The sequence below is a fragment of the Ideonella sp. FW305-24 genome (genome assembly GCF_058788035.1).
Genome location: NZ_JBYTAI010000007.1, coordinates 302,868 through 326,994 on the forward strand (window position 1 = coordinate 302,868; position 24,127 = coordinate 326,994).

19 protein-coding genes are annotated in these 24,127 nt (G+C 69.8%); 5 read left to right on the plus strand and 14 right to left on the minus strand.

Annotated features, from left to right (window positions below):
* Positions 1-52: 52 nt before the first annotated feature.
* The gene (gene acpA / locus AC3WR5_RS20320; RefSeq protein WP_492486673.1) at positions 53-1,654 is read right to left on the minus strand and encodes an acid phosphatase; all 1,602 of its coding nucleotides are present in this window, start codon (positions 1,652-1,654) and stop codon (positions 53-55) included.
* 84 nt (positions 1,655-1,738) lie between these two features.
* On the opposite strand from acpA, the gene AC3WR5_RS20325 reads away from it, so the two are divergent.
* Both AC3WR5_RS20325 and AC3WR5_RS20330 read left to right on the plus strand, forming a co-directional pair.
* Positions 1,739-2,950, plus strand: coding sequence for a cytochrome-c peroxidase (locus AC3WR5_RS20325; RefSeq protein ID WP_492486675.1), 1,212 nt, complete (start codon positions 1,739-1,741; stop codon positions 2,948-2,950).
* 187 nt (positions 2,951-3,137) lie between these two features.
* A complete protein-coding gene (locus AC3WR5_RS20330) occupies positions 3,138-3,572 on the plus strand; it encodes a hypothetical protein (RefSeq protein ID WP_492486676.1) in 435 nt (144 codons plus the stop codon).
* Here the strand turns inward: AC3WR5_RS20330 and AC3WR5_RS20335 are convergent.
* On the minus strand, positions 3,559-5,322 hold the full coding sequence (locus AC3WR5_RS20335; protein ID WP_492486678.1) for a sensor histidine kinase: 1,764 nt from the start codon (positions 5,320-5,322) through the stop codon (positions 3,559-3,561). The genes AC3WR5_RS20330 and AC3WR5_RS20335 overlap by 14 nt on opposite strands.
* 143 nt (positions 5,323-5,465) lie before the next feature.
* On the opposite strand from AC3WR5_RS20335, the gene AC3WR5_RS20340 reads away from it, so the two are divergent.
* The 3 genes from AC3WR5_RS20340 to AC3WR5_RS20350 all read left to right on the plus strand — a co-directional run bounded on the left by AC3WR5_RS20340 (position 5,466) and on the right by AC3WR5_RS20350 (position 8,825).
* Complete coding sequence (locus tag AC3WR5_RS20340) at positions 5,466-6,095, plus strand: response regulator (RefSeq protein WP_492486680.1); 630 nt, start codon at positions 5,466-5,468, stop codon at positions 6,093-6,095.
* 338 nt (positions 6,096-6,433) lie between these two features.
* Positions 6,434-7,456 (plus strand): pirin family protein, encoded by a 1,023-nt coding sequence (locus AC3WR5_RS20345; protein ID WP_492486682.1) that lies wholly within the window; start codon positions 6,434-6,436, stop codon positions 7,454-7,456.
* Between the two features lie 25 nt (positions 7,457-7,481).
* Positions 7,482-8,825 carry a reverse transcriptase family protein gene (locus tag AC3WR5_RS20350; protein ID WP_492486683.1) on the plus strand — a complete coding sequence of 448 codons (1,344 nt, stop codon included), beginning with the start codon at positions 7,482-7,484 and terminating at the stop codon, positions 8,823-8,825.
* Positions 8,826-8,840: 15 nt separating this feature from the next.
* Here AC3WR5_RS20350 and AC3WR5_RS20355 read toward each other — a convergent pair whose 3' ends face one another.
* The 12 genes from AC3WR5_RS20355 to AC3WR5_RS20410 form a co-directional block, all read right to left on the minus strand.
* Positions 8,841-9,395 carry a cysteine hydrolase family protein gene (locus tag AC3WR5_RS20355; protein ID WP_492486685.1) on the minus strand — a complete coding sequence of 185 codons (555 nt, stop codon included), beginning with the start codon at positions 9,393-9,395 and terminating at the stop codon, positions 8,841-8,843.
* Between the two features lie 13 nt (positions 9,396-9,408).
* A complete protein-coding gene (locus AC3WR5_RS20360) occupies positions 9,409-10,068 on the minus strand; it encodes a 3-keto-disaccharide hydrolase (protein WP_492486687.1) in 660 nt (219 codons plus the stop codon).
* Positions 10,069-10,081: 13 nt separating this feature from the next.
* A complete protein-coding gene (locus AC3WR5_RS20365) occupies positions 10,082-10,708 on the minus strand; it encodes a gluconate 2-dehydrogenase subunit 3 family protein (RefSeq protein ID WP_492486689.1) in 627 nt (208 codons plus the stop codon).
* Positions 10,708-12,501 carry a GMC family oxidoreductase gene (locus tag AC3WR5_RS20370; RefSeq protein ID WP_492486806.1) on the minus strand — a complete coding sequence of 598 codons (1,794 nt, stop codon included), beginning with the start codon at positions 12,499-12,501 and terminating at the stop codon, positions 10,708-10,710. The genes AC3WR5_RS20365 and AC3WR5_RS20370 overlap by 1 nt, the downstream gene beginning before the upstream one ends.
* 175 nt (positions 12,502-12,676) lie before the next feature.
* Entirely contained in the window at positions 12,677-13,339 is a 663-nt protein-coding gene (locus tag AC3WR5_RS20375; RefSeq protein ID WP_141288490.1) for a M15 family metallopeptidase, read from the minus strand.
* A 14-nt stretch (positions 13,340-13,353) separates the two neighbouring features.
* Entirely contained in the window at positions 13,354-13,758 is a 405-nt protein-coding gene (locus AC3WR5_RS20380) for a hypothetical protein (RefSeq protein WP_141288489.1), read from the minus strand.
* A 7-nt stretch (positions 13,759-13,765) separates the two neighbouring features.
* Complete coding sequence (locus tag AC3WR5_RS20385) at positions 13,766-14,557, minus strand: YfaP family protein (protein ID WP_492486691.1); 792 nt, start codon at positions 14,555-14,557, stop codon at positions 13,766-13,768.
* Positions 14,557-15,330, minus strand: coding sequence for a YfaP family protein (locus AC3WR5_RS20390; protein ID WP_492486693.1), 774 nt, complete (start codon positions 15,328-15,330; stop codon positions 14,557-14,559). The genes AC3WR5_RS20385 and AC3WR5_RS20390 overlap by 1 nt, the downstream gene beginning before the upstream one ends.
* Before the next feature lie 10 nt (positions 15,331-15,340).
* Positions 15,341-16,954, minus strand: coding sequence for a DUF2300 domain-containing protein (locus AC3WR5_RS20395; protein WP_492486695.1), 1,614 nt, complete (start codon positions 16,952-16,954; stop codon positions 15,341-15,343).
* 57 nt (positions 16,955-17,011) lie between these two features.
* On the minus strand, positions 17,012-21,682 hold the full coding sequence (locus tag AC3WR5_RS20400) for an alpha-2-macroglobulin family protein (protein WP_492486697.1): 4,671 nt from the start codon (positions 21,680-21,682) through the stop codon (positions 17,012-17,014).
* On the minus strand, positions 21,679-22,341 hold the full coding sequence (locus AC3WR5_RS20405) for a DUF1175 family protein (RefSeq protein ID WP_492486699.1): 663 nt from the start codon (positions 22,339-22,341) through the stop codon (positions 21,679-21,681). The genes AC3WR5_RS20400 and AC3WR5_RS20405 overlap by 4 nt, the downstream gene beginning before the upstream one ends.
* Position 22,342: 1 nt before the next feature.
* Positions 22,343-24,022: a DUF2138 family protein gene (locus AC3WR5_RS20410; RefSeq protein WP_492486701.1), complete on the minus strand. Its 1,680-nt coding sequence runs from the start codon at positions 24,020-24,022 to the stop codon at positions 22,343-22,345.
* Positions 24,023-24,127: the final 105 nt, after the last annotated feature.

Below are 24,127 nucleotides of genomic sequence, written 5' to 3' on the forward strand. Positions count from 1 at the left end.
TGTCCACTCGGGTCAGGCAGCATTGTCGACCCATCAGGCGCAAGCAATGGCTTCACCCCGGCCCCAACGCCCCACTCAAGTCCCCCATCGCCGGAAAACCATTCGCCTTCAGCCCCTGGTCGCGCTCGACCACGCCCGGCAACGGGTCCAGGCCCCAGCGCCGGGTGATGAAACGCAGGATGGAAGCGGTGTCGTACTGGGTCTTGTCGACGTAGCCGCGGCGGGCCAACGGCGAAACGATGAGGGCGGGGATGCGGGTGCCGGGGCCCCAGCGGTCGCCCTTGGGCACGCGGGCGTGGTCCCAGAAGCCGCCGTTTTCGTCGTAGGTGACGACGATCAGCATGTGCGGCCACTGCGGGCTTTGCTGCAGCTTGGTGATGACTTCGGCGATGTGGGCGTCGCCGTCGCTGAGGTTGGCGTAGCCGGCGTGCTGGTTGAGGTTGCCTTGCGGCTTGTAGAAGGCCACGTGCGGCAGCTGGCCGGCGGCGGCGTCTGCGAGGAAGCGGCTGTCGAAATCCCGCAGGTGCTCGGCGCGGTAGGCGGCGTGCTGCTGCGGGTCCACGCTGGCGTAGTAGTTGAAGGGCTGGTGGTGCGGCTGGAACTGCGCGCTGCCGCCGTAGATCTGCTCGCGGGCCTCGGGCGTGCCGGCGCTGGTCGCTGCCCAGGCGCCGCCGTACCAGGCCCAGGAGACGCCCTTGGCGTCCAGCCGGTCGCCAATCGTCGCCAGGGTCTGCGCGGGCAGCGTGGTGGGCTTGGCGGGGTCGGCCAGCAGCGGGTCGCCGCCGACCACCGGCGGGTTGCCGCTGGGCTGGTAGGCGGGCTGCATGGTGTTGATGGTGTAGGCCACGCCGTCGCTGCCGCGGGTCAGCGTGGCGTCGCGCAGGTGGCGCGGCGGGCCGGCGAGCACGCTGGCGGGCATCTCGGCACCAGGCTTCAGGCGCACGAAACGGCCTTGCGCGTCGGTCTCGATCTCGCTGATCGAGTCCTTGGCAGGTGACTGATCGACACCCGGGTAGACCGGCACGCAGGCGCAGATCAGGTACTGGTGGTTCAGGTAGGAGCCGCCGAAGGCGCCCATGAAGAAGTTGTCGGCCAGCGTGTACTGCTGCGCCAGCGACCAGAGCTTCATGGCGCTGCCGTCGTAGTAGCCCAGGCTGAGACCACCGGCGTCGGAGTAGGCGGCGAAGCGGTCGTTGCTGCCGTCCAGCCCGATCTGCATCTGGTTGTTGTAGAAGCGGTGCACTAGGTCGCGCGTGACCACGCTTTGCGGCACGACGATGCCGGTGCCGTTGAGGCCTTCTGGCGCGTCGATGCGGAACGGCGCGTTGGGCATGCCGGTGCTTTGCGCCTGTGTGAGCGTGACGGGCTGGCCACCGGCGGTGAGGCCGCGCCAGGTGGGCGGCAGCACCGGCAGCACGCTGCCGTCGAAGTCCTTCTGCGGGACGTAGCTGCCGACGGCGCTGGGGTTCACGCCGGGGATGCCGTTGGCGCCGGGGAACAAGCCATAGAGCGTGTCGAAGCCGCGGTTCTCGGCGTAGATCACGACGACGGTGTCGATGGCATTGACGGCGGCGTCCGTTGGCGAGGGGCGTGGCGAGCCGGCGCAGGCCGAGAGCAGCAGCAAGGGGACGAGCAGTGCAGGTCTGGTGGTCATGGCATGGCGGTCTTGGGCATGGTGGCCCGCAGCCTAGCCCCCAAGGGCGATGGTCGCAAGCAGGCTCGCTAACATCCCTGAGTCATGACACGCCCTTCGCTTGCACTGTTGCTGGCCTTGCTGCTCGGAGCAATCACACTGTCGCTGCGGCTGGCTGCCGCGCCCGCGGCAAGCGCCGCGCCCTACGGCCGCAAGCTGGACGTGCCGGCGCTCACCGAGATCGGCCGCGCGCTGTTCTTCGACCCCAGCCTCTCCGCTTCGGGCCGGGTCGCCTGCGCCAGCTGCCACGACCCGCGCTTCGCATTCGGCCCGCCCAACGACCTGGCGGTGCAACTCGCCGGACGCGACGGCAAGACGCCCGGGCTGCGCGCCGCGCCTTCGCTGCGTTACCTGCAAACCTTGCCGCCGTTCAGCGAGCACTTCTTCGACAACGACGGCGACGACAGCGTGGACGCCGGCCCCACCGGCGGCCACACCTGGGACGGCCGCGCCAGCTCGGGCCGCGAGCAGGCGCGGCTGCCCTTGCTGTCGCCGCTGGAGATGGCCAATGCCTCGGTGGCCGAGGTGGCAGCCAAGCTGCGGCACGGTGCGCAGGCGGCGCGGCTGATGCAGGTGTTTGGTGAGGATGCGATGGCCGACGACGCCCGCGCTTTCGACGCCGCGCTGCTGGCGCTGGAGGTCTTCCAGCAGTCGCCGGCCGAGTTCTATCCGTACAGCAGCCGGTATGACGAAGTGCTGCGCGGCAAGGCCCTGCTGACGGCGCGGGAGGCCCGTGGCCTGGCGCTGTTCAACGACCCGGCCAAGGGCAATTGCGCGGCCTGCCACCTGAGCCAGAAGACCCCCGACGGCGCCTTCCCGTTGTTCACCGACTTCGGCCTGATCGCACTCGGCGTGCCACGCAACCGCACGCTGCCGGCCAACGCCGACCCGCGCTTCTTCGACCTCGGCCTGTGCGGCCCGCTGCGCACCGACTTCCAGGACCGCCCGGCCTACTGCGGCCTGTTCCGCACGCCCTCGCTGCGCAACGTGGCGCTGCGCAGCAGCTTCTTCCACAACGGCCAGTTCCACACACTGGACGAAGTGCTTCGCTTCTACGCCCGGCGGGACACGCACCCGGCCGAGTTTTACCCACCGGGGCAGAAGTTCGACGACCTGCCGCCAGCCTTGGACGGCAACGTCAACACCGAGCCGCCATTCGATCGCCGCCCAGGCGACAAGCCGGCACTGGACGACGCCGAGATCGCCGACATCGTCGCCTTCCTGCAGACGCTGACCGACGCCGACTTGCGGCGCTGAGCCCCCTCTTCTGGGGGATCTCGCCCGCTCGCAACTACGGCGCTTACCTGATGTGAGCGGCGCGGACGAACTCCTATCGTGCAGCTGTGCCTGACGCATCGGCGCCTCGCCGGCACCGTCCGCGCAAGGCACACACATCGGCCTCATCAACAGGGGCCTTGCACAGAAACCCAAGGAGAGAACCATCATGAACATCATTCACCTGCAACGTACCAAGCGCCTGGCCAAGGCTGCCAGCTTCAGCCTCATCGTCTTCGCCGCGAGCGCGCAAGCCAGCACGCACCTCGACCTCACGATCGATGCGCATGCCCACTGCATCGAAGCCGGAGGCGGCACGTACAACGTTTTCCCGCGCATCGCCCTGCCCATTGGTACCTGGAGCATGACGGTGTTGTCGAGCACGGTGGACCTCTGCCCGACCATTGGCTACTGCCCGCAACCCGAGGTCAACCTGAGCTTGTTCGGCAGCGACTTCCAATACGAGAAGGCCATGGTCGCCAAGCCGAATGTCAAGAAGACGATCGAGGTCACCGCCCCCAACGACAGCGTGTGGGGCTACATCACGGACGAATTCTGTTCGGACAACAGCGGCACCACCGTCGTTCGTTTCACGAAGAAGTAAAGGGGACACTGCGCTGTGGGCCTGGCTCGCCGGCCGGCCCCAGCGGCACCCACACGCAGAACGCGCTGCCTCGCCCCACGCGCGAGGCCACGCGCAAGCGAAAGCCGCTTTGCTCGCACAGCGAGCGCACGATGAACAGGCCCAGGCCGTGCCCCTCGGCTGCAGCGGCCGTGCCTTGCTGGAAGGGCTGCTGCAGCAGTTGCAGTTGGTCCGACCGCAAACCGGGCCCGGTGTCCAGCACCTGCAGCTCGACCCCGCCTGCGCGCCGGCGCACGCCCACCAGCACCCGCCCGCGCGGTGTGTAGCGCACGGCATTGCCGACCAGGTTGTGCAGCACTCGGGCCAGCAGCAGCGACGAGGCGCGCACCTCGACCTGGGTGTCAACCACCCTCAGCGCCAGGCCCTTGGCCGCCGCAGCACCGGCGTGCGCCCGCGCCACCTGGGTGATGCAGTCGCCGAGCGAGACGCGGTCGTCGTGGGCGCGGTGTTCATTGCGTGCCTCGGCCAGCATGTCGCGCAGCAAGGTTTGGGCATAGGCAATGGTGCGCTCCAGGTGGTGGGCCACTGGCTCCTGGCCTTGCGGCAGCTGCAGTGCAGCCAGCGCCATCCGCAGCGAGGCCAGCGGTTGCGACAGGTCGTGGCCGGCGCCGGCCAGCAGCAGCGTGTTGCGCTCGGCCCGGGCATGGGCGGCCAGCCGGGCCGACTCGGCCTCGATCAGGCCCTGCGCGTCCTGCAGCTGCTGCTCGCGCGCCGCCGCCTGGCGCTGCTGCATGCGGCGCACGCGCCAGACCATGGCCGCACCAAGACATGCCGTTTCCAGCATGTAGCCGATCTCCGGCAGCACCAGGAAGTCGAAGCTCGGCCACGGGTTGTGGCCGGCGGCAAAGGGCACGAAGAGCACGATCGTGAACAACACATAGCTCGCGGTGCCAGCGGTGTAGAGCCTGGCGTCTGCCGCTGCGCTGCGCAGGCTGCGCCAGCTCACCGCGAACGCCAGCGCGGCATAGGCCAGCGCCAGCACCCCGGCACCGGCCGCCGCGGCCTCCCCCCGCTGCAGCAGCAGGTTCAGGCCCAGCAGCGCCAGCAGCAGCAGGTGCAGGCGGTACACCGGCGGCCAGCGCTCGCGCAGGTCCAGGAACTGGGTGGCGAACCAGGCATGGGTGCACAGCACCAGGGACACCGCCAGCACGGTGATGCCCTGGTTGAACATCGGCGCCTGGGGCCACAGGTAGGCAAAGGCGTCGCCACGGATCTGCACCAGCCCGGCGCCGTGCACCACCACCAGCGCGGCATAGGCCCAGTTGACCGGCGTCCTGGCGAGCACGCGGGTCATCACCGCCAGCAGCAGCGAGGCCAGCATCAGGCCCCACTGCATGCCGCTGAACATGTCGCCCAGCGCATTGCGGGCACGCCAGCCGGCGCCGTCGTCCAGCCGCGGATACAGCCGGCCGTCCAGGTGAATGCGGTAGTCCAGCTCGATGAGGTGGCGGCCTGGCGCGAGAGACAGCGGCACCGCGATGCGCGGGCTGGGCAGCAGACGCTCGGCATACGCCGAGTCCGCCCGCAAGGCCTGCAGCAGCAGCGGCGGACCTGTCATGCTGCCGTCTGATGCCACGGCCTGCCGGCGCACCGCCAGCGACAGTGCGTCCGGCACGCGAAGGTCCAGCACGCGCTGAAGCACACCGGGGCCGGCCCAGGACAGCTCGATGCGCAGGTGTCGCAGGCCGTCCGCCGCGGGCCTCTCGCTCATGCAGGGCTGGATGTCCGGACTGGCCTCGTTCGCAAGCAGCACACAAGGCGCCGCCCACGCGGGCATCGCCGCCGCGCCAATCAGCAGCAGGCTGGCGATAATCCGCCGGATCGCTCCGGTCGTCACGCCGTCAGGACAGTTCATTGCCAACCCAAGCTCCGGTCGCCGTCAAAGTGCTGCTCGCAGACGATCACGCGCTGTTCCGTGAAGGCCTCAAGCTGCTGTTCACCAGGGATGCCGGTTTCCAGGTGGTGGGCGAGGCGCAGGACCTGCTCGGACTGAGGGACCTGCTCCGCCTGACGCAACCGGACCTGCTGCTGATCGACTATCACATGCCAGGCGGCGACAGCTCGGCGGTGGTGAACCACCTCAAGCACACGCAACCCGGGCTGCGCATTGTGTTCCTGACCGGCAGCAGCGCCGGCAGGGTGCTCAAGCAACTGGCCGACGCCCAGGCCGATGGCGTGCTGCTGAAGGACAGCAGCGCGGCAGACCTGCTGGCCAACCTGCGCGCCGTGATGCAAGGGCAGCGGGTGATCCCCGCCGAAGTGGTCGCGCTGATGGCACCGGGCGAAGGCCTGCTGACCCGCCGCGAGATGCAGATCGTCAAGCTGATTGGCGACGGCCTGAGCAATGCCGAGATGGGCGAGCTGCTGTCGCTGTCGCCCAAGACGGTGGACAAGCACCGCGAGAACCTGATGCGCAAGCTGGAGGTCAACAGCGTGGCCCAGCTGGTGCTGAAGGCGCATGCACTGGGCTGGCTGACCAGCTGAGACGCTGCGAATGCGCCGGGCGGGGCTCGGGGCCGGGCGCTCGGCGGCCCATTGCGGTGACCCGGCCGCCCACCCGGAACGATGAGCGGACACGGCAGCACTCGCGCAGTGCCTGCGGGGCGCCATCTATGATGGCCGTGCGGCCGCCACCCAAGTTTTCGGCGAAGCCTCTTTCGGCAGCCTCGTGCTGGCGGTGGCGTCTTCGCGCCGCGGGGCACCCCCGCGGTTGATGGTTTGCCTGGTGCTTTCGGGGCGTGAGCGGCATGGCTGTTTGCCAATCAGCTCACGCATCACCCGCAGGTTGGGTGGTTGGCCGCTTCTTCTGCGAAAGACCTGCCATGAACCCCGTCCTGAAGCTGGCGCCCTTGGGCTTTCCCTGGCCGACCTTCGATCCCTTCCTGTTCTGCGTTTACCACGACGACCCGTACCCCAAGGCCAACGGCCGCTACGGCCCGGCCGCCTCGCTGGCCGGTCACTCGCTGGGGCAGGACTTCCACAATGCCGACGGCTGGCGCATGTACCACGGCCAGGACGTGCCCGGCTTCCCGCCGCATCCGCACCGCGGCTTCGAGACGGTGACCATCGTGCGCCGCGGCTGGATCGACCATGCCGACTCGCTGGGCGCCGCGGCGCGCTACGGCGAAGGCGACGTGCAGTGGCTCACCGCTGGCAAGGGCATCGTGCACGGCGAGATGTTCCCGCTGCTGGACACCGAGGCACCGAACCCGCTCGAGCTGTTCCAGATCTGGCTGAACCTGCCGGCCCGCAGCAAGATGGCCGAGCCGCACTTCACGATGTTCTGGTCCAAAGACATACCCCACCTCGTCGTGCCCACCGGCCCCACCGGGGTACTGGCCGAGGTGACCTGCATCGCCGGCCGCGTGGCGGGCCTGCCTGGCGAGCCACTGGCGCCACCACCGCATTCCTGGGCCTCGGCCGATGACAGCGACGTGGCGATCTGGACCGTGCAGCTGGACCCTGGCGCGGCCTGGACGCTGCCGGCCGCCAACGGGCCGGACACGCGGCGCCAGCTCTACTTCTTCGCAGGTGACAAGGTCACAGTGGCCGGGCAGGCAATGGCAGGTCACGCCGCCATCGAGCTGCACGCCGGCAGCGCCGTCGAGCTGGTCAACCAGGGCAGCACCAAGGCCGAGTTCCTGCTGCTGCAAGGCAAGCCCATCGACGAGCCGGTGGCGCAATACGGCCCCTTCGTGATGAACACCGAGCAGGAAATCCGCCAGGCCTTTGCCGACTACCAGCGCACCCAGTTCGGTGGCTGGCCGTGGCCGGAAGCCGAGCTGGTGCACGGGCCGGATGCTGCGCGCTTTGCGAAGCGCGGCGACGAGGTCGAGCGCCCGTAGGCCAGGCCCGCGTCTCGCGTCGCCGATGACCAGCGTTCGCCGCTTCACCGCGCTGGCCATGGCGCGCGCGATGATGGCCGGTCCGCCGCGGGTGGACGGGCTGGCCGCGCGCCTGCAGGCCTGCCTCGGCCGCAAGGCCGATTGGTACCGGCCGCTGGCCGAGCGCGTGGCACTGCTGCCTGGCGAGCATTGGCGCGCTGCCACACCGCAGGCCCTGAACCGGCTGGCCGACCTGGTGGAGGCGGACGACGGCTTCGAAGCCGCCTGGCTCGCGCACGAGCAGCCGCAGGTGCGCCACTACTTCCTGGAACTGCCCGGCGGCATGCAGCCGCGGCCTTTGGGCCTGGACGAACTCGAACTGCCGGATTGGCCCGACGTGGTGACGCTGAGCCGCTGGCTGGGCATTCCGGCCGCCGGCCTGTGGCGGTTGACGCTGGCGCGCGAACGCCAGCGCAGGCAGCCGCTGGGCCAGCAGCACTACCGCAGCCAGTTGCTGCCCAAGCGCAGCGGTGGCTTCCGGCTGCTGGAAGTGCCCGAGCCCTACCTGATGGCGCTGCAGCGCAAGCTGCTGGACGCCGTGCTGAACCGGGTCCCTCCGCATGAGGCCGCCTGCGGCTACACGCCGGGCCGCTCGGTGCTGGACCATGCACGCGCGCACGCCGGCCAGGCCGTGGTGCTGAAGTTCGACCTGCAGGACTTCTTCGCCTCGGTGCGCCACTCTCGCGTGCATGCGCTGTTCGCCACGCTGGGCTACCCGGCCGCGGTCGCCCGCGCGCTGGCCGCGCTGTGCACCATCGCCACGCCCGAGCCGGTGCTGCGCCGCCTGCACCAGGCCGGCTCGCTGAGCTGGCCGCAACTGCAGTGCCTGCGCGACGCGCACCTGCCGCAAGGCGCGCCCACCTCGGCCGCGCTGGCCAACCTCTGCGCCTTCCGGCTGGACCTGCGGCTGGACGGCCTAGCCTTTGCACTGGGCGCGCGCTACACGCGTTATGCGGACGACCTGGTGATCTCCGGCGGCCCGGCATTGCGCGGGGTGGCCGAGCGGGTCGAACGCTGGGTCGGCCGCATTGCCGCAGAGGAAGGCCTGGCGCTGAACCACCGCAAGACGCGCCGCCAGACCGCCGGGCGCCGGCAGTCGGTCTGCAGCATCGTGGTGAACCAGCGGCCCAACCTGCCGCGCGACGAATTCGACCGGCTCAAGGCCGTGTTGCACCAGTGCGTGACGGCCGGGCCTGCGGCGCAGAACCGCGAAGGCCATGCCGACTGGCGCGGCCACCTGCAAGGCCGCGTGGCCTGGGCGGCACAGCTCAATCCCGCCAAGGCCGCGAAGCTGCAAGGCCTGCTGGCGCAGATCGACTGGGCGCGCTGAGTCAGCGAACCAGCCTCAGAACACCAGCTCTTCCGCCGGCACCGCGCCGTTCTTGCGGTTCGGATATTCCAGCCAGCGCATCGCAATGTTCAGCTCGCGGATCACCATCGCCGCTTCGATCACGCTGCCGTCCTCCAGCGTCATCGAGTCGGTGGTGTGCGCGTCCGACACCAGCGTCAGGTCGTAGCCGCGGTCCAGCGCGGCGTAGGCGGTGGCGCGGATGCACCAGTTGCTGGACGCGCCGGCCAGCACGATGTGCGTGGCGCCCAGCCGCGCGAGTTCCTCGTCCAGCGGCGTGTCCTCGAAGGCGGAGTTCCACTGCTTGTGGATGCGCGTCTCGCCTTCCGCAGGCGCCAGACCCGGCGCCCATTGCCAGTCCGCCGAGTCCCGTGGCATGTCCTGGTTGTGATGCTGCACCCACAGCACCGGCGCACCCGCCGCGCGAGCGCGCTCGACCGCGCGCTGCACCTGCGCTACCACCGGCACCGGCTGCCAGGCGTTCCGCACCACGCCGACCTGAACGTCCACCACCAGCAAGATCGAACGACTGCCTTCGCGTACCGTGGCCATGACTTGTCTCCTGTTAGGGCAACACCTTCACCTTGAGGTTCCTGAAATGCGTTTCGCTGCCGGGGTCGTGACCCTGCAGCGCGAAGGTGCCGCTGGCCAGCAGGCGCTGCGCCAGGCCTTCGGGCCGCGGCGGGTTGGCTTCCTCGGTGTAGTCGACGATGCGCTCGCCGTTGATGCGCGTGACGACATGTTTGCCTTCGACGCGGATGCTCATCGTCAGCCATTGGCCGTCGGGCACCGGTACCTTGGAGTAGTCGACGATGCCCCACAGCCCTCCCGTGCGGCTGGGGTCGCTGTGCGAGTTGTTGACCTGCACTTCGTAGCCCTTGTCCGGCCAGCCTTTTTCCTGCCACTGGGTGTGGAAGTAGACGCCGGAGTTGGCTTTCGGATACGTCTTCAGGTCGACGCGCAGCTCGAAGTTCCTGAAGTCGTGGTTGGCCACCGGGCCGAGGTAGAACAGGTGCGAGCGCGGGCCGTGCACGACGATCTCGCCATCCTTCACGCTGAAGGTGCCGGGCGCGTCGCTGGCACGCCAGTTGTCCAGGCTCTTGCCGTCGAACAGCAGTTGCCAGCCTTCGGCCTGCTCGGTGGGACTGAGGGTGTTCACTTCGGCTCCAAACACGGTAGCCGCCTGTGCGAGCAGCAGGCCGGCGGTCAAGGTCAGTTTGTTCATGCGCATCTTCGGTTCAAACAGGGCGGATGCCGACGATCTTCAGCACCTCGGCCGGCGGGCCGTCGAAAGTTTCGGAAGGCGTGTTGCCGACAAAACCCAGGTCTTTCATGCCTTGCGGGCTGGTGTAGAAACCGCCGGCCGTGAGGTCGCGGAAGCGGGCGAAAAACTGGGCCGGCCTGGCAAAGCGCGGGCTGGTCTTGGCGGCCACGCTGCAGATGTCGTCGCACACGGCGTGCTGCTGCTCAGCGCTTGTTTCGGCAAACGGTTTGCGAAAGCGACGGCCGGCTTCGGCGTCCATCCAGGCCAGGCCTTGCACGATCAGCGCCTTGTCCTTCACATGGTCCGGGTAAGGCGCGCTGACCCATTCGTCGATGAACTGGTGCACCTGCAGCTCGGCCGCACTGGGCGAGTGTTCGTCTGCCGGGATGATGACCGCGCACAGCACCTCGGCGCAGCGCCGCTGGCGCTCGCTGAAAGTGAGCGGCCACAGCTCGCCGGCGCGGTAGGTCTTGACCAGGTTTGGGTCGGTGCCGTAGCCGGTAGCGCGCGCCTTGGGCACGGCGGCGCCCGTGGGTGACCAGGCCGGCAAGGTGGCCGCGGCCAGCATCCACTGCAGCGATTCGCGTCTTTGCATGGTCATCACAGCTCCTTGCGGCGCAGCCGTTCGGCGATGTGGTCCGCCGCACGCCAGGCCAGCGCCATGATGGTCAGCGTGGGGTTCTTGTCGGCGTTGGAGGCGAACGGCGCGCCGTCGGTGATGAACAGGTTTTTCACGTCCCAGGTCTGGCAGAAGGCGTTGGTGACCGAGCGCTGCGGGTCGCTGCCCATGATGGCACCGCCCACCTCGTGGATGATGGAACCACCCGCCGCGATGGCGTTGCGGCCGTCCAGCTCGGCCTTGCCCTGCACCCTGCCGCCCATGGCCTCGATGATCTCGGCGAAGGTCTTCTGCATGTGCGCGGCCTGGCGCGTCTCGTGCTCCGACCATTGCCAGTGGAAGCGCAGCACCGGAATGCCCCACTTGTCCTTCACCGTCGGGTCGATCTCGCAGTAGGACTGCTCGTTGGGGATCATCTCGCCCCGGCCGGAGAAGTAGGCGAACGAGCCGTAGTAGCGCCGCGTGTCGACCTTGAGCTGCCGGCCGTAGGTGCCGCCGTTGAGCCACTCCAGCTCGGCCGCAGTGCCCATGGACGGCATGCGCCGGCCGGTGCCCAGCTCGATGTGATAGCCCCGCGCGAAGTTCATCTGGCCCTTGGCCTGCTGCTGGTACAGCCACCACGGCGCATACAGGTGCGAGCCGCCAGCGCCGTCCTCGTTGTGCGGCGGCAGGTTTTCCAGCAGCGGGATCTGCCCGCCCAGGTCACTGCCCACGGTGTCCATCACGTAGCGGCCCAGCTTGCCGCTGCTGTTGGCCACGCCATGCGGGAACTGTGCGGACTTCGAGTTCAGCAGGATGCGCACCGACTCGCAGGCGCTGGCTGCCAGCACCACCACGCGGCCCGTCACCAGCTCGTGCTGGCCATTGGTCTTGTCGACAAAGCGCACGCCGGTGGCCTTGCCGGCCTTGTCGGTCACCACCTCGTAGGCCATCGCATTGCAGACGATGTCCAGCGCACCGCTGGCCAGCGCCGGCGGCAGGTGCACCGCGGTGGACTGGTAGGTCGCGCGGATGGAACAGCCGCGGCTGCAGGGCGTGGCCCAGAAACAGGCAGCCCGCGCCTGCATGTCTGCGCTGAGGATGCGCTGCGCGCGCTCGTTGCCCGGGTGCAGCTTGGCGGGAATCGTCTTGTGGTCCAGCGGCCGGGTGAGCACTGCGCGGTGGATGGGCACCACCGGTACGCCCAGCGTGGCGCCGCGCTGCTGCACCAGCCGCTCGCCCACGCGCGCGGCCGGCGGCGGCAGCAGGCAGCCGTCCGGCGAATCGGGCGTGTTCTCCAGCCCCTCGTTGGAGCCGTAGACGCCGATCAGCATCTCGACCTTGTCGTAGTACGGCGCCAGGTCCTCGTAGCCAATCGGCCAGTCGAAGCCCAGGCCGTCACGCGTGTGAGGCTTGAAGTCGTACGGCCCATTGCGCAGCGCGATGCGGCCCCAGTGGTTGGTGCGCCCGCCCAGCATGCGCGCCCGCCACCACTCGAACTGCCGACCCTCTTCCTTGGAAGCGCTGGTGTACGGCTCGCCCGGCACCGCCCAGCCGCCATCGATGGTGGCGTCATAGAAGCCGAAGGGCTTGTCCGGCGTGCCGGCGCCGCGCAAGGGTGCGTCGGCATAGGTCTGGAACATCGGCGTCTCCGCCGCGATGTCGTAGTTCCGGCCGGCCTCCAGCATCAACACCTTCACGCCTTCCATCGCGAGGGTGTAAGCCGTCTGCCCGCCACCGGCCCCCGAGCCAACCACGATCACGTCGTAGTCCTTCTGCAGGGTGCGAGGGGTCACGAATGGCAAGAAAGTCCTCCTTGGCTGGCGCGTGGCGAGCGGTAGGTGGCGGCCGGCTTGTGGCCGTCAACCTCATGGTCGCACAACGACGCGCCACAAAATGGCCGAGGTCTCGCCCGTCGCATGTACGGACTTGCAGACATGCTTCCAGCCGTTGGACGCCAACTCGTCCCGATCAACCTGGCGCAGGACCGTACGGTGCCGCCCGTTGCCCCGCACCATGCGCCCAATACTTGTCCCCGAACGACCAGTGCCACCACTCGTACGGGTAGTTCACGAAGCCCTGGGACTGCATGGCGTCGACCAGACAGCGACGCAGTGCCCGTGCAGCTTCGGGAATGTCCTCGGCGCCGGTGAAGCACCGGTTCTCGCTCACCTCGGGAGAGGCGTCGTAGGCGGTGCCCATGTCCAGCTCACGGCCAGAAGCGTCGGCCAGGGTCACGTCGACCGCGCCGCCGGTCACGTGGGTCGCACAGTCCGGCGGGGCGATGAAGCGGGCGGCGAGCAGGCGCAGCGCGGCAGCATCCATCTCGGGATGCAGGCCACGCAACTTGGCCAAGTAGCGGTCGAAGTAGCGGTGCTGAATGGCCAGCGGGCGGTAGGCCTCCTTGACCAGCAGTCGCGTCCCTGCCGGCAGAGACGCGGCCACCGCCGCCAGGCGCTGCGCCGCACCAGCGCGAAGCCGAAAGTCCGGCACGTAGCCCAGGTGGGCCACGTTCTGCGGCGACTCGTCCAGCAGCAGCGCGCCGCCGGCCTCGGCCACCAGCGGGACCAGCGGCTCTCCGTTGTCCTGTACCGGCAGTTTCTGGATGCAGTCGTCGGCGACGGTCGGAAACATGTGAGATGGAAAGTTCAAGACATTTCGGAACCGGGCAGCCGCAATCGAAGGGTTCGGCCTTCTTCCGCATTCATCAATTTGATCTGATGCCGACGAAACACAGCCGTCCAAATCGATTCGCCCATCGCATCCAAAGGGGACTGAACGAGGTAGCACGTGACGCCCTCCGGCGTTGCCACGATCTCGATCACCTGCCCCGAGCTTCCACGCTGGACGCGATCCAAAAGATCGTACGGTGGATGTAGCACCTGCACTTCATCGCCGACACGCGGCAGACGCCAGCAGCCGAAGCAGAGGGCCAAGGCTTGATCACCGCGACCAATGGCGCGAGCCAGCTCCTTCAGCCACGAAGGCCCCTCCGGTGCATCCGTGCTGTAGCGGAACGAGCGATCGCAACGTGGGCAGTAGGCGTAGGCCATGGCTGGATCATCCGCGGCGGAACGACCGCACCAATTGCAGCTCGCCGATCTTGCGCATCGGCACGACAAAGGTCTCTCTTCGTTCGGCGCCGGTGTTTTCGTCGAAGACCAGCGTGACGCGGGCGGTGATGATGGGTTGCTGGCGGGTGGACTCGTCGAAGTGGTAGCCCTGGTCGCCGAAGTTGCCCCAGTAGTTGACGTAGACGTGATAAACGCCGGGCACCGGCGCGGTGACCGAGAACATCTCTGGGCCGGCGCCGTCCACGCTGTCCACGTCCAGGCCGCCACCGGTGGCGAGGATGGGATTGCCGAAAAAGGCGTGGCCGCCATCGGGGGTGAGCACGTGCAGGTCCAGCTCGGCGTGCGGATCGTCCCAGGCCAGGATGACGCGGACCTGGGCCTTGGTCTTCAGCGGGTTCGCGTCGTAGAACTGGATGCGCTGCTGGGTCTTGCCATCGGTGCCGCGCAGCGAGATGGTGTTGCTGCCGGGGCCGAAGGCATAGGGACGGGTGAAGCGGCCCTGCTCGTCGCTGTAGAGCGGCATGGCGTTGCCGTTGACGACCAGCGTGGGCAGGCGGCGCTGGGTTTTGTCGAAGGCTTTCAGCTGGCCTTCGATCAAGGTGCGGCCGCGCTGGCCGCCGCGGTCGATCAGGTTGTTCGGGTAGGCGTAGCCGACCGTGTCGCCGTTGTCGAGCAGGCCGCTGTGGGTCCAGCCGCCGGCGGGGCGCTGGATGTCGCGGTCGGTTGCGATCGCGGACACACCGGCGGCCAGCAGCAAGGCAATCAGGAGGGCACGCATCACGGGATCACGAAGGAACGGATCAGGGTCAGCTCGCCGGGCTTGCGCATCGGCACGCGGAAGGTTTGCTGCTTCTCGCTGGGCGTGCCTTCGTTTTCGATCACGGCGACCTGGGCCACGGAGATCACGTCGCGCTGTTCGCCGGCGCCGAAGTAGTTGACGTAGACGTGATAGACGCCGGGCACCGGTGCGCGGCTGGCGTAGATCTCGGGGCCGAAGCCCGTGGTGACGTCCACGTCCAGCGCGCCGCCGTTGGCCGCCATGCGCTCGCCGTACCAGACGTGCTGGCCGTCGGGCGAAACCACATGCAGGTCCAGGTCGGTCTGGTCGGTGTCCCAGCTCAGCACCACGCGCAGCTTGGCCGGCGCGCGGTTGGCATTGGCCTCGATGAACTGCACGCGCTTTTCGGCGCCGCCCGGGCCTCGCACGCTCACGCCATGCGAGCCGGCGCCAAACGACCAGGGCCGGGCGTATTGCCCGTCCTCGCCCACGCTGAGCGGCAGCGCCACGCCATCCACCACCAGCCGCGCGACGCTGCGGCCGTCCTTCGGCTGAGCGGCAATCTCCTTGCCGATGCGACCGGCAATCAAGGCAGTGCTGCTGCGGCCGGCGGTGTTGACGTTGGAGGCGGGGTAGTGGACCTCCTGCACGAAGTCCTGCTCGGTGCTGTTGCTGGCGCGCCAGCCACCGCGTGGCGTGTCGATGCTGGGCGCCTGCTGGGCCTTCACAGCACAGGCGGCAAGCGTCAGGAGCAGGAAGAGACTTCGGTTCATCAGAGGTTCCTCAAACATCGGCAAGTTGCTGTGCAAGCCGCTCGATGTAGCTTTCATCCTGGCCGCGCGGATGGCGGCGGAAGGCCAGGTGCAGGTATTCGTGGATCAGCGTGACGCGGCCTTCGCGGCTCTGCCATTCGCGCAGGAAGATGCGGCCTCGGCGCGGGTCGGCATGTGGCACACCCTGACCCAGCTCGCAGACCTGCGGCAGCGCATCCGGCGGCTCGTAGCCGGCCTCGGCGCGCAGCACGCGGCCCCAGCGCGGCGAGCGCTCGCCCAGCCAGGCGGCGGCCAGCGGCAGCGGCGCACAGTCGCTGTCATCGTGCCAACCGGACAGCACGGCGGCGGGATAGGCATCGCGCAGCAAGGCTTCGAAGCTGCTGCCGGCGCGGCTGGCGGCCACGGCCTCGCGCCAGCCCATCAGTTGCGGTGCGGCGCCATCGCTGCGGTAGCGGATGGGCGCGCCGTCCAGCACCAGGCCGGCGGTGAAGGCGGCGGCGGCACGTGCGGCATCGGAAGGCGGGCGCGGGCTGACGCGCTGGGCGCGGCTGTCGTCGGCCACCTGCAGGCAGCCACCGGGCGTTGCGGCGTTCTGCCGCAGCCAGCTGCGCGCGGCGACGGCCAGCGCGCGGGCGGCAGCGGTTTCCTTCGCATCACCTTCGCGGTCCACCACGCGGGCCACGTAGTCCTCCAGCGGCAGGCGGGCCTGCAGTTGCGGGCCGGCCCCCAGCAGCAGCTCGGGCTGGCCGGGAATTTCCAGCGACTGGCCGTTGGCAAAGCGCAGCGCGTAGCGGGCGCCGGCAGTCAGCGGCCCCGGCGACGCGGGTTGGCCCTCGCGCGAACCCTCACGCTTGACGCTGGCCAGCGGGTAGCGCGCGAACAGGCGCACGTCCACGCAGGGCTGGGCCTGCAGCGCGGCAGCTTCGGGTGGCCCACTCAATTGCCCGCTGGCCTGCCAGGCCTCGGCCAGGCGGCCGGCCTCGCGCGCCAGCACCTTCTGGCCGGTGCCGGGTGCGCCAAGCCAGAACGGTGAACCGTCCGCCAGCCAACCGGCGGCACCGCCCCAGCGTTCCTGGCCATCGTTGAACCACGACCAGGTCTTGAAGCGCGGCGAGCTGCCGACCGCGGCGAGCAGCGCCGGCTCGCGCAAGGTGTTGGGCAGCAGCGCCTCGCGGGCGGCGATGCGGCCGGCGGCGGGCACATGCTGCAGCGCATCCAGCAGGCGTTCGGGCGGCACGGTGGTGGCGGGCTGCAGCGCCGGCAGCGAGAGCAGCCAGGCGGGCGCGTCCTGTTCAGACCAGAAACGGCGCCAGTTCGCGTCCGTCAGCCCCAGGCGCCGTGGCGCGAAGTAGGCGCCGCAGGAGCGCTGCAGCGCGGCGTCCCGGCCTATGCTTTCGCCAGGATCGCAGCAGTATTCGTCGCCAGCCTCGCGCTGGGCGCGTTCGCAGCGGTAGACCGGCTCCTGGGCGCCGGTTGAAATGAGGTAGCTGTAGACAAACAGCTTCCAGGTGCTGCCCAGCGGCACGGCGGCCGGCAGCGGCGCTGTGCTGCGCAGCTCGCCGCCCGGCATCTTCCAGGCCAGCACCGTGGGAGGAGGCGCCGCGCACGCACAAGCGGCCGCCATCGCAAGCATGCTGCCCGCGATGGTCTGCCAAAGCCGCTGCGCCGCCATCGTCTTGCCCTACTTGACCTCGACCGCCGCCCAGGCGTTGCCAGCCTCGACGGCCTTGGCCTCGGGCTCGTACATGCGGTAGTAGCGGGCGGGTGGCAGCACGAAGCGGCCGCGCTGCGAGAAGCGCAGCAGGTGGCGGAAGACTTGCGAGTCGCCCGCGTCCAGCTGCTCGACCGGCACGGCATAGCCCTGGGCCGTGGGCTGGTGGATGGCACGTTCCAGCGGCTGGGCCTTGCCGTCTGCACCGGCCAGGTCCAGGCCCCAGGTGGTGGCCTCCACCGCCGCGCCCGGTGGCAGCGCGACGTCCAGCACGCCCCAGCGCAGCGAGCCATTGCCAGCGTTGCGCTTGACGGTCAACACGTCCAGGTAGAGCGTGTTGGTGTCCAGCGTGCTGCCGGGTTTGACGGCTTCGAGCTTGACGTCCATGCGGCCGTCGTCCACCACCGGCTCAGGCGCGACGCCCGAGGCCGCGGCGGCGGGTGCCGGCTTGGCCTTGGCCTGCGGGACCACACGGTAGAGCTGGCGGGTGATGCCCACCGGCAGCGGCGCGGCCTTGCCGCTGTCCAGGCTGTCGAAGGCGACAAAGGCGAACTTTGCGGCGCCCGCCGCCGCCACGGTGGGCGGGCGGATGGCGCCGGCCGGCAGCGTCCACTGCGGCTGGCCGACGCTGCCCTGGCTGGCGACCCACGGGGCCGGCAAGGCACCGGCATCGGCCCGCAGGTCCGGCTGGCCACCCAGCGCCTTGTGCAGCCAGACCAGCGCCTGCGCACGGTCGAAGGTGGGCTGCTCGCCGCGCACCTGCGCCAGCAGCGCGCTGGCCTGGGTCGCGCCGCCCTTCTTCGCCAGCACCAGCAGGCTTTGCACGAAGGGGGACGGCGACGGTGCAAGGCGCGTTGCGGCGGCATCGGCCTCGGCGCGCTGCGGCGCGGTGGCACGGTTGCCGGCGGTCTGCACCGCGAGCAGCAGCGCCAGGTCGCGCGTGCCACCGGCTTCTTCGCTCATGACCACGCTGCCGCGGCGCGCGGCACTTGCGACAACATTCGCGGCGTCCGCCTTGCCATCGGTGGCGGCCATCAACTCGTCCAGCAGCGCGTCCACCATGCTGCCCACCGGCAGGCCGATCTCCTGCATCCAGCTCAGCGCCAGCGCACGCTGCAGCGGCGGCTGCTTGGCACCGTCCTTGGCGTACACGTCCAGCAGGCGCTGCCAGTGCTCGGCCGGCAGCGTGGCGCGCAAGGCTTGCGTGGCGCGCCAGTCGGCGTAGTAGGCGTAGGCGGTGAGGAAGGCGTCCGGCGGCATGCCGCGGCCCCACCAACCGAACTTGGCCTCGGGGCCGGCCATCTGCGCCAGCGACAGGCGCGCGGTGGCCAGGCGCTGCGTGAGCATGGGCGCCAGCGGCTGCTGTGCGGCGGACAGCGACTGCAGCGCGATGCTGAGCGGCAGCATGCGGCTGGCCGTCTGCTCCACGCAGCCGTACGGGTACTCGACCAGTTCGTCCATCCAGCGGCTGAAGGCGCCAGCGGCGGGGTCGGTGGCCAGCGTCACGCGCAGGTTGCGCGCGTCCGGCGGCAGCTGCAGCGCTGCCGGGCCGGCGGCCAAGTCCAGCACCAGCTCGCGCGGGCTGGTCCAGCCCATGGGCAGGCGCTTGACGGGTTGGGCCAAGGTGTCCACCACCTTGCCGCCAGCCTTCACGGTGATGGTGAGGTCGGCCGCGCCGTACTGCTCGGCATTCAGCGGCAGGTTGACGAAGTTGGCGCCGGGCTGCAGCGTGACGCTGCCTTGCTGGGCCACGCCCGCGCCCTGGGCCGACCACTCGACGGACTGCGCGCTGCTGCCCTGGTTGAACAGCGCCAGGCTGGCTTGCGCCTTGTCACCCACGCGCTGCCAGTCGGGGCTGGTCCACTTGGCGTAGAAGGGCTTGTCGCTGCGCACCCAGGCGGTCTGCTGGCCGACGAGGCCGGTGGCCGCGGCAATCGCGCGGCCGGTGAAGCGCCAGCGGGTCAGAGAGTCCGGCATCTTGAAGCTGAAGCGGGTCTTGCCGCTGGCATCCGTGTGCAGGCGGGGTTCCCAGGCTGCCGTGTCGATGTTGTCGCGCCGCGGGCGCTCCAGCACCTTGATGGCCCGCTGCGGTTCGGCGCGGCGGCCGGGCAGTTCACCCAATGCGCGCGTGGCCAGGTCGTAGCCGATGAAGCTCAGCGAAACGCTGGTGCGCACGTTGTTGCGCCGCGGGTGGAAGTAGAAATCTTCGATGCTGGGCGCGATCTCGGGCTGCAGCACGTAGATCATCTCGTCCACCACGCCCACCGCCACCTCGGCCTCGACCGGCTGGCCGGCGACCGTGGTGCTCACCTCGACGTTCACCGTTTCACCCGGCTGGTAGACCGGCTTGTCGGTCTTGAAGGCCAGCGCCACCTTGGGCTGCACCACCGCCAGGCCCTGGTTCTGGAACACGCTGTCGCCATGCTTGGCGTAGGCCACCGAGACGGTGATGTTGGGGCTCATCGTCTCCTTCACCGCGACCTTCAGCTTCCACTGCGTGGGGCCCAGGCGCTGGGTGCTGAAGCCTTCGCCACCCTGCGTGAGCAGCGCGGCGGCCTCCACGCGTTCGCGCTCCAGCGTGAGCAGCGCCTGGTCCACCGGCTCGGGGAAGGTGACCAGCGCTTCGGCGGTGTCGCCGGGCGCGTAGCGCAGCTTGTCGAACACGATGGCGATGCTGCCGGCCGGCGCCTTCAGGCCTTCACCGGCCACGAAGTGCGGGCTGGCGGCGACGATGCGCTGGTTCGCGTCGCGCAGCGTCACGGTGTAGGAGCCGGGCTTGGGGAAGTTGAGGGAGACGCTACCACCTGCAGCCGTCCCAGCAGCGTCCAGCTTGCCGCTGGCCTTCTGCCGGTCTTCCAGGCGCAGCCATTCCCATTGCGTGGGCGCGATCGGGGCCACATCGCTGGCGCGGCGGCTGGGGCTCCAGCGGAAGGCGGTGTTCTGGCCGGGCGTGGAGAACTGGCGCTCGGCCTGCAACAGCCAGCCGGCGCTGCCGCGCTCGACCAGCAACTCGCGGGTGCTGCGCACGCGGTAGGCGGCGCCGTCGGTCGCCAGCACGGTCAGCGTGTAGCGGCTGGGTTGGTCGGCTGCGGGCAGCGAGAACTTGGCCTTGCCGCTGCCGTCGGTTTCCAGCTCGGTCTGGCTGAGCTTGAGCGGGAAGGCGCCGCTGTAATCCAGCTCGCCTTCGACCATGCTCAGCGCCTGCGCGCGGGCGCTGAGCGAGAGCGTGGCGTTGGCGACAGGCTTGCCGTCCGGGTAGCTGAGCTGGATCACGCCGCTGACGGGCTGGCCGGTGGCGAAGTCGGCCTTGTCCGGCATCCACTGGATCTCGAAGTGCGGCTTCTGGTAGTCCGCAACGCGGAAGGCTGCGGTGTAGCTGTCGCCGCGCAGCGTCATCAGCAGCTCGTAGCCGCCGGCTGCGGCGTTGTCGGGCAGCTGGAAGCGGCCATCGGCCCCCGTCTTGCCATTGAAGGCCAGCGTTTGGGTGGCGACGACCTGGCCGGCCGGGTCGCGCACGGTCAAGGCGATGTCGCCATCGGCCACGGGCACCGAGTCGCGTGCGTTCTTGAACTCGCGGCCGGTGACCTTGAGCAGGACCTGGTCGCCGGGGCGGTACAGCGGGCGGTCGGTGGTGGCGTAGACCTTAGCGTTGTAGATCTCGCTGTCGTAGTAGAAGTTTTCGGAGATGAAGACGCCGCCGCTCGGGTCCTGCCCGAAGACGTAGGTCTGTTCCGGCGCGCTGCGGGCCATGCGGACCAGGCCTTGCGCGTCCGTCTTGCCGGACTGCAGCACGCCCACGCCGTCGGTCCACACGACCTGCGTGCCGGGCACCGCCTGGCCGGCCTGGCGCTGCGTGGCCCAGACCAGCATCTGCTCGCCCGAAACCTTGGTCAGCGCCAGCGTGTCGCTGACGAACAGCAGCGTGGTGGCGCGGTGCTGGCCGGCCATGGCTTCGACCAGGTACAGGCCCGGCTTCTGCGGGCCCAACGGGATGAACACATTGCCCTGGCTGGGCGTGATGAACTCGCTGCTGCTGCCAGCCAGCTTCAGGTCCTTGGGCGGCAGGATGGGCTTGGCCAGTTGCACCGGATAGCGGAAGCGCGTGGCCACCGGCAGGCCGGGCAGCGGCTTGAACTGCGGCGGCTCCTCGAAGTTGGACGGCCGCGTCAACGTGGTGGGTGTCTTCAAGGCCGGTGCCTGCTGCGTCACCGCGCGGCGCGCATTGCCCGAGAACAGCTTCTGCCAGGCCAGCCGGGCCTTCACGACCCAGCTGTCCCACAGGTGCGTGAGCGTGTTGGCCAGGCCTTCGCCGGCGGGCTTGTTGTCGACCTGGATGCGGTGCAGGTTGCGCTGCTTCTGCAGGAAGGCCAGCGGGTCCGGCACGCGGTAGAGCACCACGTCCACGCCGCCGCTGGTGGCCAAGCTCTCGGGCGAGTTGATCTCCAGCCGCACCTGGGCCGGCTCGGTGCTGCCGAAGGTGGCGTCGGACAGCAGGAAAAACGGCTCGCCGACAAACGGGCTGTGGAAGTTCGGCAGCGGCGGCTCGTCGGCCGCGGGGCTGAGTGCCGGCAGTGCCAGCAGGCTGGCGAACGCCGCGAAGGCCAGAACGCGACGAAGGGCGGCAAAAGGAGCGAGGCTCATGCGATGAAGGCCAGCCGGTAAAGGCCGACGAAATTCGGGTTGTCGCTGGCCGGGCGCCAGCGGGTGTCGTTCCAGGCCATCAGCTGCGAGGGGCGCAGCGCGCGCAGGCCGTTGTCATGCGCGTCGTGGCGGCCGGTGTGGTACGCGATGTAGCGGCCCATCCAGACCATCAGGTGCTGGTCGTCGCCAAAGTCGTAGAACAGCAGGTCGGCCGCCTGGGCTTGCGCCAGCTGGCGGCCGATGAAGCGCGTATTGCCCTGCACCAGTTCCAGCGCCGAGACGAACGCACCCTGGCTGCCGTCGGCCCGGCGCCACTGGTTGCGCAGCGGCGCGGTGAGCTGCGGGTCCAGGTCCGGCGGCAGGCGCTGGCCCATCAGGCCCATGGCCTGGCGCCAGGCGAGGTCGTGCGGACGCAGGGCCTCGGCCACGGCGAAGCGGACCAGGCCGGCGCAGTCGCGGTGCGTCCAGCGCGGCGTGGGGCCTTGCTCGACCTGGGCATGGACCAACACGGTGATCCAGTCGCGCAGCACACGGGACTGGGCGGTGTCCAGCACCGGCGCCGCGTCGGCCGCGCGGCTGGCCGGCACCAGGCTGGTCAACAGACCGGCCAGGCCGGCGCCGCACAGCTGGCGGCGGGCGAGCGACAAGGTGTTGGCCATCTCAGGGCGCCAGCGGACGCCAGTCCAGCGGCACCCAGCCCTGGCCGTCCGGCGTGCCGGTGGGCACGGCCTGCGCGGCGGGCAACTTGCCAAAGGCGGCCAGTCGCGGCAGCAGCTGGGTCTCGGCGGCCTGGCGGAAGTCCTGCTGGTTAGCACCCAGCACGGCCAGCGTCTCGCGGCGCATCAGCTCGGCGATCTGCGCTGGCGTGGCCACGGCCACCGCGTTGCCGCCGCCCAGCGTGTCGGCCACGCTGGGGTAGCGGCGCGCGATGGCGTCTTCGGCCTTGGCGACCAACGCTGCATCCGGCGAGAACAGCCACCAGTCACCCGCGCGCTTGAAGGCCAGGCGGTAGGCCGAGCCTTGCTTGGCGGGCTTGGCGCCGTAGGGTGCGTTCACTTCCGCGGCGGGCTGGCCGGGCTGCCAGGCGGCGCCGTTGGGCAGCCACCATGTCATGAAGGCCTGCAGCGTGGCGGCGTCCGGCGGCGTGCCTTTGGCGTGGGCCACCAGCAGCGGGGTGTGCAGCTGCGAGCCGGCGTACCAGCAGACGGCGGCCGGGCCGTCGAAGCGCTGGGCCATGTCGGTCAAGGCGGCGCGCACTTCGGGTGGCAGCTCGGGCGCGGGCGTGTCGCTGCTGGTTTCGGCGCTGCCGTCGTCCGTCGTGGGATCGCTGGCGGCGTCTGACGCTGCGGCGGCCTTGGGCGTCTTGCTGCCGTCCAGCACCGGCCGGGCCAGCGCCCAGTTGACCGGCAGCGCGGCGCAGGCGGCTGGCTGCGAGGGCAAGGCCGCCCACGGCGAAGCGGGCCAGGCACCGCCCTGGCGCAGCCAGGTGTGCAGGGCCGCGCCGCCGGGCGCCACGTCCACCCGCAGGGCCTTCAACGCGGGGAAGAAATGCTGGTAGCCAAAGGCCAGCAGCGGGCCGCTGGCGACCAGCGTGTGGTCCGCACCCGGCGCCCCTGCAAGACCGAAGTGGCGGCGCCACAGGCCCTGGTCGCCACTGCTGCCTGAGAGCAGCGCGCTGAGGACTTCGGCGGCGTGGTCATCGGGGTTGCGCTCGTCGTCGAACAGCAGGCCGGGGTCCGACAGCACGACGACGCGGTTGCCCTTGGCGGCCAGCGCCAGCGTGCGGCGCGGCGAAATCGTCAGCGCGTAGACGGTCAGCTTGTCGCGCCCGAAGCGGGCCAGCGGCACTTCGGCCAGCACGCTGAGCTGCTTGTCGTCCAGCGCCAGCGTGGCCAGGCTTTGCACCGCCTTGGCCAGCGTGTCGCGGGTCATCGCCAGCGCCCAGTAGCGCGCGGCGCCCCGGTCGTCGGCCCAGAGTGCAACCTCGGCCGGCTGGTCCAGTGCCAGCGTCAGCAGCTCGTCGCTGAACTTGGTGTCGTGCTCGTAGGCAATGCGGCGGATCGCGCCGGCCAGGCCCAGCTTGTCCTCGTGGGCCTCGTAGTAGAAGGTGAAGTCTTCGGTGAGCAGCTCGCGCAGCGCCGGCGCCTTCACCAGGTCCTGCGAGAGCTTCACCAGCGAAGGTGTGGCCACGTAGGCCGCCGGCCGCTGCAGGTCCACGCCCAGCGCATTGATGCGCCCGGCAAAGTGGCTGCGCCCCAGCCAGACCGCGGCAGCCGCCACGCCCAGCAGCACCACCGCACCCACGGCGATCAGTTTTTTCTTGTGTTGCGCGAGCGTCACCTGCCCCTGCCCTCTTGTCATCTCGAACGGGCTGAGACTCTAACTTGCGGCTGCGACGCACATGCCGGGAATCGCTCCCCATTCAGGGGGTTGCGAGCGTAACAA

Excerpts from the sequence above, each read along its gene's own strand:
- AC3WR5_RS20400 (WP_492486697.1), bottom strand. The coding sequence starts at position 21,682 with ATGAGCCTCGCTCCTTTTGCCGCCCTTCGTCGCGTTCTGGCCTTCGCG.
- AC3WR5_RS20390 (WP_492486693.1), bottom strand. The coding sequence starts at position 15,330 with ATGAACCGAAGTCTCTTCCTGCTCCTGACGCTTGCCGCCTGTGCTGTG.
- AC3WR5_RS20330 (WP_492486676.1), top strand. The coding sequence starts at position 3,138 with ATGAACATCATTCACCTGCAACGTACCAAGCGCCTGGCCAAGGCTGCC.
- AC3WR5_RS20405 (WP_492486699.1), bottom strand. The coding sequence starts at position 22,341 with ATGGCCAACACCTTGTCGCTCGCCCGCCGCCAGCTGTGCGGCGCCGGC.
- AC3WR5_RS20350 (WP_492486683.1), top strand. The coding sequence starts at position 7,482 with ATGACCAGCGTTCGCCGCTTCACCGCGCTGGCCATGGCGCGCGCGATG.
- AC3WR5_RS20325 (WP_492486675.1), top strand. The coding sequence starts at position 1,739 with ATGACACGCCCTTCGCTTGCACTGTTGCTGGCCTTGCTGCTCGGAGCA.
- AC3WR5_RS20365 (WP_492486689.1), bottom strand. The coding sequence starts at position 10,708 with ATGACCATGCAAAGACGCGAATCGCTGCAGTGGATGCTGGCCGCGGCC.
- AC3WR5_RS20360 (WP_492486687.1), bottom strand. The coding sequence starts at position 10,068 with ATGAACAAACTGACCTTGACCGCCGGCCTGCTGCTCGCACAGGCGGCT.
- AC3WR5_RS20385 (WP_492486691.1), bottom strand. The coding sequence starts at position 14,557 with ATGCGTGCCCTCCTGATTGCCTTGCTGCTGGCCGCCGGTGTGTCCGCG.
- AC3WR5_RS20375 (WP_141288490.1), bottom strand. The coding sequence starts at position 13,339 with ATGTTTCCGACCGTCGCCGACGACTGCATCCAGAAACTGCCGGTACAG.
- AC3WR5_RS20345 (WP_492486682.1), top strand. The coding sequence starts at position 6,434 with ATGAACCCCGTCCTGAAGCTGGCGCCCTTGGGCTTTCCCTGGCCGACC.
- acpA (WP_492486673.1), bottom strand. The coding sequence starts at position 1,654 with ATGACCACCAGACCTGCACTGCTCGTCCCCTTGCTGCTGCTCTCGGCC.
- AC3WR5_RS20380 (WP_141288489.1), bottom strand. The coding sequence starts at position 13,758 with ATGGCCTACGCCTACTGCCCACGTTGCGATCGCTCGTTCCGCTACAGC.
- AC3WR5_RS20335 (WP_492486678.1), bottom strand. The coding sequence starts at position 5,322 with ATGAGCGAGAGGCCCGCGGCGGACGGCCTGCGACACCTGCGCATCGAG.
- AC3WR5_RS20355 (WP_492486685.1), bottom strand. The coding sequence starts at position 9,395 with ATGGCCACGGTACGCGAAGGCAGTCGTTCGATCTTGCTGGTGGTGGAC.
- AC3WR5_RS20395 (WP_492486695.1), bottom strand. The coding sequence starts at position 16,954 with ATGGCGGCCGCTTGTGCGTGCGCGGCGCCTCCTCCCACGGTGCTGGCC.